A 13,911-nucleotide genomic window follows, 5' to 3' on the forward strand; every position below is an offset into this window, starting at 1 on the left:
GAAGGAATACCCAGAAACCTAACACACCTTGATAACGTAAATACCTTTGTAAATCGTCGTTTTAAAGGAGGATATATGAAAAAGAAAAATCCTGTTATTTTTATTATCATCTGTTTACTAAGTATTATTCTTTTTGTTTCCGGATGCAGCAACTCAGAGGCAAGTCATTCTAAGGAAACTCAAAAAGAAGAAAACAAATACGATAAGCTCGTAAAAGAAAAGAACAAAGAACTCGATCTTCAGCCCATTGAGCTAACTTCATATAGCACGGAAGCAGGAGTCACATTAAAAAAACCCACTTATAAAGAATTCGCCGTCAATCAAAAAGTGATCGTAGAAGGAGCAATCGAGAAGTTTTCAGAGATCAAGTCTGACTATGTTTGGATCAAGGTTCGAGCTAATGAAGAGGGACCTGCTGGAATGGAGCAGGAATATTACGCACCGATTAAGGAAGGAAAGTTTAAGCAAGAGATTTCCCTTTTTAATGGAGAAGGCCAGTATGAAGTAAAAGTGCAGGTGCCTAGCTTAGATCGTGAAGACTATTATTATGAAACAGCATCTTTTACGGTTCATAACGTGAACCCTGACATTGAACGTGATGTTACGTATTCTCCTTTTGGTCAAGAAGCAGAAATACTACTGAATCTTGATCACGGATATGTGACGGAAAAAGAAATTTTTGCATTAAGTGGAGCTGCAGGAACATTATCCGATAACGACACCATCATGATTAAACTAACCAAAGACTCGGATTCCTGGACTCATGTATTGCCGATTGTGGATGGTCAATTTTCCTTTGATGTCCCCCTTTTATATGGAAAAGGCATACATGAACTCGAAGTTCTAGTCCCTGATGAAGAGCGAGAAAAATATTATCAGCCAGCAACCAAAATACTTATTAATAATGAATCTGATCGAACCATGCTACCGATTGATTTTTCAAGTACTTACCTAGAACGAGGTGTCACACTCCAGTATCCACAATTTGGCGGACTCGAATCAGATGGCCTTTTTACGATTAAAGGAACAATTGACCCGAAAGCTTCATTTGGACCCGAAACCACACATATTTATGTGACAACGAAAAAAGGGGAAGACGAAGCACTAGACGTGATTCCTGTAGAAGATTTCTCATTTGATGATTCCTTCTACTTGCGATTTGGATCGGGAACATATGAAGTCATGCTTAGCGTCCCTGAAATCAAGGAAGAGAATAGTGATCGATTTCGATATTTCGGATTTGCCAAATTTGAGGTAGAGTCTACTTCTGAAGATAAGCGAGATTTACTACCATCACGTGGGGTTGAGTCCGATGCTCCAGAAATTAAAGAGTTAGCTGGGCAGTTAACAAACGGTTTAACCACTGACAGGGAAAAAGCAGAAGCCATTTACAAATATGTAGCAAGCAATATCTCCTATGATGTTGAAAAGTACGAAACGAAGAACTATAACTGGGATGATAGTGCCTTAAAAACACTAGAGTTACGGAAGGGGATTTGTCAGGACTACGCTTACCTAACCATTGCCTTATTAAGAGCGAGCAATGTAGAAGCACGATTAATTGAAGGAAATGCCTTTGGAGGATTTTGGCCACAAAAGCATGCTTGGGTTGAGGCAAAGGTTGATGGAAACTGGCTCACCATGGATCCGACCTGGGGCGCGGGTTATATCAAAGACAACGCATTCGTCGCACAGTACACAGCAGAGTACTTTGATCCAAATCCAACAGAATTTGAAAAATCTCATAAGCGTACTGGAGTATCTTATTAACAAACAAGCACCAGAATTTTCTGGTGCTTGTTCGTGTTACTTTCTCTCAATTAATCCTAGTCCAAGACCTACTGGATCCACTATGTAAGCAAGATAAAACTCTTCAAACTCCATCTTGTCCCTAACCACTAATGCGCCATTTGCAGTTGCTTTAGTAATTGCTTCCTCAATCGAGTCCACCTCTAATTGCAAGCGAATACCGTGAGGATAGTCATGCGGTCCCTTTGCAATTCCACCGTTTATTCCCGATTGCTGATCTTTGGTGGTCGTGACTGTTTGATAATCCCAATGAGGCTCTGAAATCTCCCAACCAAAAACTGTAGAATAAAAACTAGCAGCCTTTTTGGGATCCTGACTATTTAATTCGAATCCTACTAATTTTCCCACTAACTCCACCCCTTTGTCATTTACTTACATTTTAATATAAATTCACCAATTATCATCAAGTTAATTTGGGCTAGCGTCCTTATGAAGGTCGTTTATCTAAATTTTTCTGAGCTAACGTCCTTCATCCACCTAATGAAGAACGTTTCCTTTCATATTACCTGGGCTAACGTCCTTCATCCCCTTTATGAAGAACGTTTCCTTCCATATTACCTGAGCTAACGTCCTTCATCCCCTTTATGAAGAACGTTTCCTTCCATATTACCTGAGCTAACGTCCTTCATTCACTTTATGAAGTACGTTTCTTTCCATATTGCCTGAGCTAACGTCTTTCATTCACTTTATGAAGAACGTTTCTTTCCATATTGCCTGAGCTAACGTCTTTCATTCACTTTATGAAGAACGTTCCTTCCATATTACCTGAGCTAACGTCCTTCATCCCCTTTATGACGAGCGTTTCTTTCCATATTACCTGAGCTAACGTCCTTCATGCACCCTATAAAGATCGCCACCTCGAGATTTTAGGATCGTTGTACCAAAATTAGCAATCTCCCGTTGATAGATTTGTTCAACCTTCCTTGCAAACGAGGCAGAAGAATAGTCACATACTGCTTTTTCTCTTGCATGATGACTTAATCGACGATACACCTCTTCCCGATTCAGCATTGCATGGAGTTTTTCATCAAACTCATCAAAGCATGAGTATTGCCATCCATTTACCCCATCTGTAATCACATCATCTAAACAACTATCCTTCCGGCAAAGGGCAGGCACTCCATTGGCTAATGCCTCCACATACGTCAGTCCTTGTGTTTCACTATTTGATGCACTAACAAACACATCTCCGAGTTGGTAATAAGCAGAAATTTCCGTCGGACAGATCATTCCCACAAATATTACATGATTACGAATTCCCAATGTTTTTGCGTATTGCTCTAGGTTCTCCCGATTGGGTCCATCACCCACAATCAGTAGGGTCACATTCTTTTGCTCTGTTTTTGATAGATAAAATAGTATTTCCTCAAGGTTCTTTTCCTTTGCTAATCGGCCAACCGATAAAAGAACCTTATAATGTTTAGGGATACCCATCTCCATACGAAGAGTTTGCTTTTCATGGTCATCGATGGGTCTGGTTATTTTAGCTAAATTGATCCCTGTAGGCACCACCTGAATGGGTCGAGTCACTCCATATTCGAGCAAAATGGAGCGAACTTTATTCGTAGGAGCTATCACACAGTGTGTGTGGTTTAAGACTTTTCTGGTAAAAAGTGCAACCATGGCTCTGCCCCACTTTTTGTTGGGAGAAAAATAATGCGTATAGTCCTCGTAAACCGTGTGATAGGTATGCACAATCGGAATCCTTAGTTTCCTAGCCATTTGTCGCGCCATTAAAAAGGTACTGAATTCACAGTGAGAGTGAATAATATCCGGCTGCCAGTCAACCAACTCATCAAGAAATTCTGCATCCGTGCGCCAAGCAAATCTTGCGCCAGGGTACAACTTACCCGCTCCAAGTGAGCTAATATAAGTAACATGGTCCTGCGTATACGAACGTTTTGTCATAGATAGAGTTAGGATTCTCACCTCATGACCTAGTTCTCTTAGTTCTTTTTCAAAAGTCATAACAGACGTGACTACCCCATTTATGACAGGCGCGTAGCACTCTGTTGTTAGTAAAATTTTCATATTTAGCCACCTTTGCTCGTTTTTTCATACGGACAAACTTGAGTCTAAATAAAATAAAAAAACACCTTTCATACTATCCATTTAGTATAAAAGAGTGTTTTAAACAAGACTTTGGAGAATTGTTAAATATACTTAAAGATTGTAGAACAAAAAATTATGTTACAAAAAAAATTCCTTTACACAGAGGCTCCAAGTCAAGTCCTTAAACGCATATTCTGTGGATACATATAAACAATGATAAAGGGTGCAACATATCAATGTTTTGTTGTTGATACTATATATAAGGTGCATATAGTTGAACGGTACGATTTGTCTTGAAAGGCTGAAGCTAAGGTTTCATCAGGCAAACGAGCCTATCATACCCATCTCTCCAAGTAAAGTCCTATGTTTGTATACGTTGTTGGATTATCCCATTTGGGGTGCAAAGCTAACCTTAACGCAGTTATTAATCCATATAACTAGCAGGACAAATTGTAGGCTATAATATTTTGCTATTTATTAAACGGAAAATGAATTTTGTCCAGCGTTTGAATACCTTCGTTACAAGAGTGATTCCCCATAAAATATGGGGATTACTAATTTGTGTTAGGGTTATCAGTCAAAAATTATTAATAGTGATTTTCTGAAGCCATGGCAATTGCCTTTGTCTCATGAACAGTACCATATGGATGTTGAGGTGGTGCATAAATGGAGTATAATTTTATTGGTTTATTACCTGTGTTCGTTAGATTATGCCATGTTCCTGCGGGTATCACGATTACATAGTCGTCATAGACATTGGCTTGAAAATCGTATATTCCTTTATTTTTCCCCATTTGAACAAGTCCTTGACCATCTTCAATATGGAGCAACTGATCCAATGTTGGGTGGATTTCCAATCCGATATCTTCTCCAACACCAATATTCATTAAAGTAACCTGCAAATGATTTCCCGTCCATAAAGCTATGCGGAAATTGTTATTCTTCTTGGCGGCCTGTTCAATATTAATTACAAATGGCTGCGGCCCGAAATCCTTTAATACATTGCCTCTATTATAAGGATTTTCATTATCGCCCAAATTATTTTTCCAGTTATAATAATGGGGATTCCAGTCGTTACACCAATTATTGTCATACCGGTTATAATACATTGGATTTTGCCATTGATGGTAATAACCTAATTGTCGGTACAAATTCATTCTCCTTTCACAGACGTATTTATCCCTTTAATATATGTCACTTTTTTTAAAAACGTGAATTTACGCAGCAGGATTACTATATTGTAAATGTAACGATTTATTTTTAATTAAATAACTTTTTTTTACTCAACTAGATTACCAAAAACCACTGTTTTTGTAATTACTCTGTCTATTTATCAGATGAATGATTGCTATTGGATTCTATAATTACCAAAAGATATGTCCAAAAGTATTACCAAATACTTTTACCACAACTTTAGCCTACTGTTTGCTACTTTACTTTGCGGTCTGTAGCACGAACCCTGTCATTACCCCAATAAACTGTTCCTAATTTTAAGTTTATTTATTATCAAAAGGTCGGAGCAGGAAATTCATCAATTTTGATACGAAGTAAACTATAAGGTTTCTGTCGTAAGTCTTTTCCATAATGAAATCTAGGCTGTCGATGTAATTGGTTCACAATGACATACAAATATTGATCCGGACCAATTGAAAAAGTATCCGGCCACAACATTCTCGGGTCATGTATGATCGTTTCCATTGTGCCATTTGGCAATATCTTGCGGATACAGTTGTGTTCATAATCTCCAGCATAAACAGTTCCCTTTGCATCAGTGATCATTCCATCAGATGCACCTTTTTCTCCCCAATACTCCACATGATAAGGTAATTCCATGTCCGGTATGCTTCTGTCTCTCAGGGCTTCTGTTGTGATCGAGAACAGATGACGACTGGTTAGTGGACAAAAAAATAATACCCTTCCATCAGGCGAAATCGCAATACCGTCAGAAGCCAGTCTAAATGGAGAAGTACTGCCATCTTTATTTCGATTCATTAATACTTTTCCTTCTACTTTCGGTATAAAATAGGGATCGGGTGAAGTTGAATTTGCCCCATTTAACCGTCTGAAGGCGTTTCCATCTGCTAAATCTACGACGATTATAGCTCCTGGTCCTGTTGAAGAAGAATCCGTTATATAAGCATACCCTGCTTTTCCAACACGAAAATCAAAACGGACATCATTCAAATAAGTTGTAGGCAGGACAACATCTTCTGTAAAGGTATATACTTTTCTTATTGTATTCGTTTCTAGATCAACAGCGACTAATTTTGCCCCCCCTTTAATAGGTTCAGAAAAATTGGGTGCAGCTGTATCTAATACCCAAAGTGTTCCCCTTCCATCAGCAACTACACTTTGGACACTGATAAAAGTCCTTGTAAAATTCTCGGGGTTAACCAAATTGGTTTGTAAATTAGGATAAGGCTGCAATTTATCCTCAACAATTTCCGCCACCGTAAATTTAACATCGTCTCCCCATTTCGGGAAGCAAATGAAAATACGACCGGTTTCTGAAACAGTAACACCTGTAGGCATAGCCCCATAAAATGGATAAACCAGTTCAAAATTACCGAAATATTTTTCACTAGGTAACATAGGTATCATCATATCCTCCTTAAGCATCAAACGGTATATCACCTATATATGATTTATATTTTTTCTAGTGCATGTTTCTTAATAAGTTTTTTTCTATAAAACATTAACCTCTATCGATTCAACAACTAAAGTCGGTCGGAATAAGAAAAACCGGGCATAGCCCGGTCCTTTTCATGGTTAGAGAATATCCGATAATTTGTACTCTATGCCATGTACCCCTTTATAATACTCAGGATACATTTCACCCCCACATTTTTCACATGCAAACATAGGAGGAGTTGTCGGATCTCCATCATCCATTAAATCGAAATCCCTTACCACGTTAATAGGAATCTCTTCTTTCTCATGACACGCCAAACAAACATAGTTGACGCTCTGTTGCTTGGACTGGTTTAGGCTTATGTTTTTCTTCTTTTTCTTTCCCTTTTTGCGGGTTTTTGATACCGGTGAGATCGTTAATCATCCTTTCTAAATAAGCTCTTGTAGTTTTGCATAAGGCTACCTTTATTTCTAATTTACCATTTTCAAGGCAGACTTCTCCCTTGTATTCATAGTAACATTCACACCTCTGACAAACGAGAGGGTCTTTCTTGCCACTGGCTACTATTCTTTCACGCCACGTCTGGCGACGTAAGGTTTTCTTAACTTTTACAACCCAACGTCTTGCTTTTTGTTGCCAAGTACTCAACACTTTTTTACACAAGTTTTTTGATCTTCTAGAATACATACCGTAATGCCGAATAGTTTTAAATTGCTCGTCTGGGATATGGCGAATTAAACGTGAAATAAATTCTTCGACACTTACGGTTTCGGATTTGTCTTTTCCGTCAGTTTTATCCTTATATTTGAACGTAACGAATTGCCCATCATATGCCTCAATCCGATTGATTCCAATCGCTGGTCGACGAATATAACGGCCAATATAACGAAGTTGTTCTTTTATTTTTCCCCTCTGTTTAGGTGCATACACATAGAAGCCTTCGCCATTATTGGTGAACGCCTTTTGAAGTCTTGGTTGGATTCTTTTCTTTTCTCTTGGTGAAACTCCGTTTCTAATTAATTTTAATACGACCGTTTGCCATTGTTTACGAAGCATCGTAAATGGCAAGAAATCATACTGCTTCCATTCTCCTTTTTCTGTTAATCCACCCATTGTAACTAACATATGTACGTGAGGATTGAAGTTGACCCTTGAACCAAAAGTGTGGAGTCCAGCAATAATCCCAGGTGTTACCTTTGCTTTCTTTTTGAAGAAGTCAGTAAGTAGTCTTGCAGAAGCATCCATTAAATCTTTTAATAGATGTCGGTGAAGGAGAAATACATCTCTTAGTCCTTCATCAATCGTAAAAATTACGTGCCGATGATTAACCTGAAGAACATCTTCAGTAAGTAACCTACTCCATTCTTCACTTTCTCCAACAGAGCACGTGGTACAAAATCGACCTTTACATCGGTAAGGAACCTTTCGCACATCATGACAACCTTCACACACAAATAACTTAAATCCATTTTTGATATCCCCACAATCTCGAAATTTCTCAACCTCCTTAATTACGATAGGGCGGATTTTAGCACCGTGTTTTCTTTTGAAAGCTTCCCAATGTTGGTGTTTATCAAAAAATATTCTTCTCAATATATTGGTCTCCATAAAATGAAAATACCACAGCTTAAATGACTGTGGTAGACCCAAATTTTTATACTTTCTTATCTTTTAAAAAAGAGAGCCCTATTGAAGGACCCTCAAATTTCTTGATTATTACTTGATATCGCCTTTTGGACAGCACGTATTATTCCACCATATCCCGTACATCGACAAAGGTTCCCAGATAGAGCTTCCTGGATTTGCTCGTCTGATGGAGAAGGGTTTGTAGCTAACAAGGCATTTACCGCCATCACCATTCCCGGTGTGCAATAACCACATTGAAAACCACCCTCTTCTAAAAATGCACGTTGAATAGGATCCAGTTCTTCTCCTGCTAATCCTTCAATCGTCACGATAGAAGCGCCGTTTGCCTGATAAGCCATCACTAGGCATGAGTTCACTAACTGATTGTTCATTTGAACCGCACAAGCTCCGCAACGGCCAACTTCACACGAAATTTTCGTACCTGTGAAATTTAATTCCTCCCTCAAAATGGTAACAAGCCTTTTCGTGGGGGGAACCTGTAATACAACATTGCTTCCATTAATGGTTAAAGAGAGCTCCATTTGGGGAGGAGACATGATTTCTGTTTGTTCTTTCATATCCAGCGCTTCTCCCCTCTAGTAGACATTTGCTCTAGTAAAAACTCCCTTGATACAGGTAGTTTGTTAACCCAACACCCCGTTGCATCATGGATCGCCTTCACAATCGCTGGAGCAACGGCAATGGTACCAATCTCTCCTACTCCACGCGGACCATATAGATCTCCCTCTTGAAGCTTCTCGATCGCTTCCACATTCATGACGAATGGCACATCTTGAATAGTCGGGATTAGATACGTATCAAAATTATCATTTACGTACGCTCCATTTTCCATCTTTGCTTCTTCCATCAAACTGTAGCCTAGCGCCATAATCCCTCCTCCTTCAATTTGTCCCTGATAACCTAGCAAGCTAACAACAGGACCAGCCGCAATTGCTTGATCTAAATCAAGCACCTTTACCTTCCCGGTTAAAAGGTCAACCTCCACCCGTGCTAACACAGAAGAAAACGCATATAAGAAATGACTTCCATCTACAACCGCATCAGGACTTACTGGAAAATTAAAGGAAGTTTCTACATTTAAAAGTGGTTCATTGAGAGTTTTTTCAGCTAATTCAGCATACGAGACACATAGATTGCCATCATTGAGCCAAACTCCATTCGGTCCCATATTTAGTTCAGCAACTGGTATACCGGTTACACTCGATGCCCTTTCCAAAATCCCGCCTCGAAAAGTCTCCTTCATTCTTTGAATGGAATTCCACACCATACTTGTTGCACGAGAGGCTGTGGACGATCCCGATATTGGTACGGAGTCTGTGTCTCCGACAACAATACGAATATCATCTTCCTTGCATTTAAATTCTTCGATAACTAACGTCTCAATCACAGCTAGCAAGCCTTGCCCACACTCTTCGAAGCCAAAAGCAGCTTCTATTTTTCCCTCTTTAGTAAAAGAAAGTCGTCCACCTGCAGGGTCAATTCGACCGACACCTAATCCTCCACCATGAACGGAAATGGTCACTCCAGTTCCTATTACCTTCCACGGATCTGACAAATGACTTTCGTTTGTAGTTTTAACCACTTTTTCCTTTATTGCCTCTAAGACATCTCTAGCCCCACTAGTTGGAGCAATTTTTTGTCCTAAAGGTCCAGGACTATCCACTTGTCTCAAGTTTTTTTCGCGAAATTCAATAGGATCCATCTGCAATTTTTCAGCTAAACGATCGATTTGTCCTTCGAGTGCGAATGTCACCTGATTCCCACCAAATCCTCTAAATTCACCTGCCACACCGTTATTTGTGAAAACGGACAAACCTTCTATTTCTATGTTCGGAATGATGTAAGGACCAGGAGCATGCTCTACAGCAAAATCCAAAACAGCGGGACCTAGTGTGGCATAAGCTCCTGTATCCGCTAAAATCCTTACCTTATGTGAGAGGATTTTTCCCGAATTATCCACACCGGTTTTCATCGTTATTTTCATCGGGTGGCGCTTTAGCCCCGCGCGAACCGATTCTCTTCTCGTTTGATGAATTTTAACAGGACAGTTTGTTGCAAGTGCGAGTAGTGCTCCATACGGCTGTATATTTAATTCATCTTTTCCTCCAAACGATCCACCCATCGGACTCGATACAATCCGAATATCAGACTCATTCATATTTAAAATTCTTGATAGCTGATAACGATCTTTGAACCCATGCTGCGTACCAACATAGACCGTTAATTTTCCGTCAGCTTCAGGGACAATCACTCCACCTTCTGTCTCCATATAAGCATGCATTTGTCTTGGAAGTTCATAGGTTTCCTCTATAATATAGGAGCATGACTGAAATCCTTCCTCCACATCTCCTTTTGAATAATAGGCACGGTGGAGTAGATTTCCATCGGGATGAAGTTTTGGTGCATCAGGATGCAGGGCTTTTTCAGGATCAACAATGACCGGAAGCTGCTTATATTCCACCTGAATGAGTTGCAACGCTTCATCAGCTATTTCTATCGTGTCTGCAGCCACAGCTGCGATCGCATCCCCAACATACCGTACTCGATTCTCACATAGTACTGGCTGGTCAGGAAATATGAGTCCAAACCCGTTTAACCCTGGAACGTCCTCATAGGTGACAATCCCTCTTACCCCAGGAAGCTGCTTCGCCTGGTCAACGGAAATCGATTGTATTTCTGCATGAGGCTCCATACTCCTTAAGATTTTTCCATATAGCATCCCTGGAAACGATAAGTCGGTTAAATATTTTAGTGCACCAGTTACTTTTCCAGGACCGTCAGGACGTATTTTCTTTTTCTTCGTTTCTATCACTATGATCCCCCCTCCTTTATCTAGCTAACCCCTTGCAATCTCTGAAACTATCCAATTGGCGGCTACTGATTTTTTATAAGTTGCAGTAGAATAAGAATCTGTAGAAGGAGTAAATTCTTCTTCTATTTTTTGGAATACCTTCTGTAATTGATCGTTCGTCAGTGTCGAACCTTCTAATAGTTGTTCAGATTGATATAATCGTTGAGGTTGAGTGGTGCTACCACTTACAGCGAGTCGAACGGCTGATATCTCCCTTTTTTCATGAAGATGGAAGGTTCCTGCCACCGTCACAACACTCGGAGTAAACGCCTCACGATGACAAAGCTTCTTATAAAAAAACCGCTTCGTTGGATCGTCTGGCACATAGGCAGAGATAATAAGCGATTGATTGTTACTTTTTATATAATCATATATCGGTTGATGTTGAACTGAGTTACCGTCATATACGGAAAGGTCGGCTTCCAATACAAGCAAGGCCGGAATAAGATCCCCAAACCCATTTGCGATGTTACCTCCGATCGTCGCTCTGTTTCGGACAGCGGGTGCCGCAATATTTCTGGCGGCCTCCACAAGAAGAGGATGGATGAGTTCCTTGTTTTGACGACAGAAATCCAAAGGAATGGCAGCACCTAGACGAGTATACGACTCGCCATTTACAAGTTCCTTTCCCCAGCCTATCATCTCTTTAATGCCATCTAAACTAATTAAATGAGAAGGAGCATCGAATCCTTTCGCCCAATGTGTTTGCATTAGAGTTCCACCTGCAATAAACGAAGCATTTTCCCCTAACTTTTCCATTAGACCCCAAGCCTCCGCGAGTGAGGTAGGCATCCATACTTCCGTATCAATTAGTGAAGTCGTTCCTTGTCTAATCATCTCCATTCACCTCCAAGTACTCTTTCATAATCTTCTTTCGTATCAATATCATAAAAGTCACGAGCTTCTGAGAACTCTACAAACATTCCTTCTAATTCCTGAAAAATCTTTCTTGCCCCTTCATCTCCCTGTAGTTTCATCAACTTAGGGATTACGCGTGGGGAAAAGATGACTGGTGGTCTAGGGGTTTCTTCGAAAGAGGCGGCAACAAAATCCCCCTGGTGAGCATGATTATAAACAGTGATTAACTGTTCTATGATTGATCTAGACAAAAAAGGCTGATCAGCTAGAAGAACCATGATTCCTTTTGGGTTCATACTCATGGCTGCATGTAAGCCACGTTGCAAGGAATGTGCCTGCCCTTTCTCTGCGTCATCACAAACCACAGGAGACCATTGACTAGAATAAGGAGAACAAAAGAGAGAGGGATCAATCCAGTCGAGGGAGTCTGCTATTTTTGAAACAACAAGGACATGTTCTAGGGAGGAAGATAATGCCGTTCGTAGGGCAGAGCTACCGATGGTACAAGTAGAGAGTGGAAGAGAAAGCTTGTTTCCCCCCATTCTGCTACTCTTACCCGCAGCAAGATATATGGCGATGATTCCATTTTTCATGAGTAATTCCCTCTTTGCTTTTTTTCCGTTGCTGAATTAACTCAGCGACAATACTAACCGCAATTTCCTCGGGCCCCTCTGCTCCAATGGATAAACCAATTGGACTTTTCACATGGGGTGGAATGATATTTCCTTCTAACAATCTCTGTGTCCTGTTTTTAGACCCAAGTACCCCTAAATATCTGATCTCTTTTGTAAGCAAGTATTGTAAATATTCTTTGTCTCTCTGAAAATTGTGTGAAACGACGATGGCAGAATCTGTAGGGAAAAAAGTTAATTTTTCAAAGCTCTCCATCGGAAATCCAACAATCAGTTGATCTGCCTTCGGAAACGCTTCTTTATTGCATAACGCCGGACGCCAATCTGATACAATTACTGAAAATCCAGTTTTAGAAGCCAAATCTACTAATGGAATGACATCCTCCCCCGCTCCAAAAATCATCAGCCGTGGTTTGGGTTCAAAGGTATGGATATATATATTTGAAGCTAACTCGGTAGAAAAGAGTGTTCCGCTTTTTTGAGGCATCAAATGATAATTCTTTAACAGACTTTTGGCTGATAAAATATTGCTACCCTTCCAGCTCCCAAAAATCGTTCCATCATCAGTTATAAACAGGCAAGAGGATGCGGATAAATGTTCATCTAGTTGTTTGATCATCGTCACTCTATTCCCAAGTTCGAGATGATTTTTTAAAATAATCAGATGTTCTAGAAGTTGATCGTCAATTGGTTCGAGTAAGACTGTAATGATTCCATTGCAGCCTGCTCCTTGTCCCCATGAGAGATCATCTTCCGCTTGCATATGGTAAACAACGGTTTGGGGTTCACTTGTTCCAAACCATTCTTTGGCTCGATACTCGAGATCGGTTTCTAGACAGCCGGCACTGAGGATGCCGGTCCTTAACCCATTTTGATGGAACAACATCGATGTTCCTTCTTTTCTATAGGCGGAGCCCTCCACTCGGATGATCGTTGCAAGAACCCCCTCATTAGAAGTTGAAATCTTCTGTAGAATGTCATGGATTGCTTCCATCCGTGCGTCCTCCTTGAATTTTCGTATAATTCAGTGTATTTATGAATCATACCAAATTAAAAAAGGGAAATGTATAATATTGTAAGGTAACCTGACATAGAAAGTTAAAATGGGGAAGCATTTGAAAACAAAGAAGATCTCTTGTTAAGAGCTGGGATTCGAACTCTGGTTGCGCTTTCTGCTCTTGCTCCTGTCTGAATGAACCATTGATTCAGACTCAAGGCTTGTTTTCGGGCCCAGTGCTGTCTCAATTCACCTTTGATTCGGACTTTGGTGGCGCTTTCGGCTCTTGCTCCTGTCCGAATGAACCCTTGATTCGGACTCTACCATTGTTTTCAAGCCCAGTGCTGTCTCAATTCACCTTTGATTCGGACTTTGGTGGCGCTTTCGGCTCTTGCTCCTGTCCGAATGAACCTTTGATTCGGACTCTACCATT

At 40.2% G+C, this 13,911-nt stretch carries 11 protein-coding genes; 1 reads left to right on the forward strand and 10 read right to left on the reverse strand.

Features of this window, described 5'->3' with window-relative positions; all coding sequences use genetic code 11:
* The first annotated feature begins 75 nt into the window (after nucleotides 1-75).
* Complete coding sequence (locus MKX65_RS19235; protein WP_340905131.1) at nucleotides 76-1,770, forward strand: transglutaminase domain-containing protein; 1,695 nt, start codon at nucleotides 76-78, stop codon at nucleotides 1,768-1,770.
* A 36-nt stretch (nucleotides 1,771-1,806) separates the two neighbouring features.
* On the opposite strand, the gene MKX65_RS19240 is transcribed toward MKX65_RS19235, so the two are convergent.
* The 10 genes from MKX65_RS19240 to MKX65_RS19285 form a co-directional block, all read right to left on the reverse strand.
* Nucleotides 1,807-2,157 (reverse strand): VOC family protein, encoded by a 351-nt coding sequence (locus MKX65_RS19240; RefSeq protein ID WP_340905133.1) that lies wholly within the window; start codon nucleotides 2,155-2,157, stop codon nucleotides 1,807-1,809.
* Nucleotides 2,158-2,631: 474 nt separating this feature from the next.
* Nucleotides 2,632-3,840: a glycosyltransferase family 4 protein gene (locus MKX65_RS19245; protein WP_340905134.1), complete on the reverse strand. Its 1,209-nt coding sequence runs from the start codon at nucleotides 3,838-3,840 to the stop codon at nucleotides 2,632-2,634.
* A gap of 608 nt (nucleotides 3,841-4,448) precedes the next feature.
* Nucleotides 4,449-5,018, reverse strand: coding sequence for a cupin domain-containing protein (locus tag MKX65_RS19250; protein ID WP_144530162.1), 570 nt, complete (start codon nucleotides 5,016-5,018; stop codon nucleotides 4,449-4,451).
* A gap of 349 nt (nucleotides 5,019-5,367) precedes the next feature.
* Nucleotides 5,368-6,462, reverse strand: a complete 1,095-nt coding sequence (locus MKX65_RS19255; protein WP_061794307.1) for an L-dopachrome tautomerase-related protein — start codon at nucleotides 6,460-6,462, stop codon at nucleotides 5,368-5,370.
* Nucleotides 6,463-6,796: 334 nt separating this feature from the next.
* A complete protein-coding gene (locus MKX65_RS19260) occupies nucleotides 6,797-8,101 on the reverse strand; it encodes an IS91 family transposase (protein WP_083967595.1) in 1,305 nt (434 codons plus the stop codon).
* 92 nt (nucleotides 8,102-8,193) lie between these two features.
* Nucleotides 8,194-8,697, reverse strand: coding sequence for a 2Fe-2S iron-sulfur cluster-binding protein (locus MKX65_RS19265; RefSeq protein ID WP_160549664.1), 504 nt, complete (start codon nucleotides 8,695-8,697; stop codon nucleotides 8,194-8,196).
* Complete coding sequence (pucD, locus tag MKX65_RS19270) at nucleotides 8,694-10,952, reverse strand: xanthine dehydrogenase subunit D (protein ID WP_445677926.1); 2,259 nt, start codon at nucleotides 10,950-10,952, stop codon at nucleotides 8,694-8,696. The genes MKX65_RS19265 and pucD overlap by 4 nt, the downstream gene beginning before the upstream one ends.
* Nucleotides 10,953-10,976: 24 nt before the next feature.
* Complete coding sequence (locus MKX65_RS19275; RefSeq protein WP_340905135.1) at nucleotides 10,977-11,828, reverse strand: FAD binding domain-containing protein; 852 nt, start codon at nucleotides 11,826-11,828, stop codon at nucleotides 10,977-10,979.
* Nucleotides 11,825-12,442 (reverse strand): NTP transferase domain-containing protein, encoded by a 618-nt coding sequence (locus tag MKX65_RS19280; RefSeq protein ID WP_340905136.1) that lies wholly within the window; start codon nucleotides 12,440-12,442, stop codon nucleotides 11,825-11,827. Before MKX65_RS19280 ends, MKX65_RS19275 begins: the two co-directional genes overlap by 4 nt.
* Entirely contained in the window at nucleotides 12,402-13,475 is a 1,074-nt protein-coding gene (locus MKX65_RS19285; RefSeq protein WP_340905137.1) for an XdhC family protein, read from the reverse strand. The genes MKX65_RS19280 and MKX65_RS19285 overlap by 41 nt, the downstream gene beginning before the upstream one ends.
* Nucleotides 13,476-13,911: the final 436 nt, after the last annotated feature.

The organism is Robertmurraya sp. FSL R5-0851, from assembly GCF_038002965.1.
GTDB classification, from domain to species: domain Bacteria; phylum Bacillota; class Bacilli; order Bacillales; family Cytobacillaceae; genus Robertmurraya_A; species Robertmurraya_A beringensis.

What these genes read in the sequence shown, in the direction of transcription:
- MKX65_RS19285 (WP_340905137.1), bottom strand. Translation starts at nt 13,475, where the DNA reads ATGGAAGCAATCCATGACATTCTACAGAAGATTTCAACTTCTAATGAG.
- MKX65_RS19265 (WP_160549664.1), bottom strand. Translation starts at nt 8,697, where the DNA reads ATGAAAGAACAAACAGAAATCATGTCTCCTCCCCAAATGGAGCTCTCT.
- MKX65_RS19280 (WP_340905136.1), bottom strand. Translation starts at nt 12,442, where the DNA reads ATGAAAAATGGAATCATCGCCATATATCTTGCTGCGGGTAAGAGTAGC.
- MKX65_RS19255 (WP_061794307.1), bottom strand. Translation starts at nt 6,462, where the DNA reads ATGATACCTATGTTACCTAGTGAAAAATATTTCGGTAATTTTGAACTG.
- MKX65_RS19245 (WP_340905134.1), bottom strand. Translation starts at nt 3,840, where the DNA reads ATGAAAATTTTACTAACAACAGAGTGCTACGCGCCTGTCATAAATGGG.
- MKX65_RS19250 (WP_144530162.1), bottom strand. Translation starts at nt 5,018, where the DNA reads ATGAATTTGTACCGACAATTAGGTTATTACCATCAATGGCAAAATCCA.
- MKX65_RS19235 (WP_340905131.1), top strand. Translation starts at nt 76, where the DNA reads ATGAAAAAGAAAAATCCTGTTATTTTTATTATCATCTGTTTACTAAGT.
- MKX65_RS19275 (WP_340905135.1), bottom strand. Translation starts at nt 11,828, where the DNA reads ATGATTAGACAAGGAACGACTTCACTAATTGATACGGAAGTATGGATG.
- MKX65_RS19260 (WP_083967595.1), bottom strand. Translation starts at nt 8,101, where the DNA reads ATGGAGACCAATATATTGAGAAGAATATTTTTTGATAAACACCAACAT.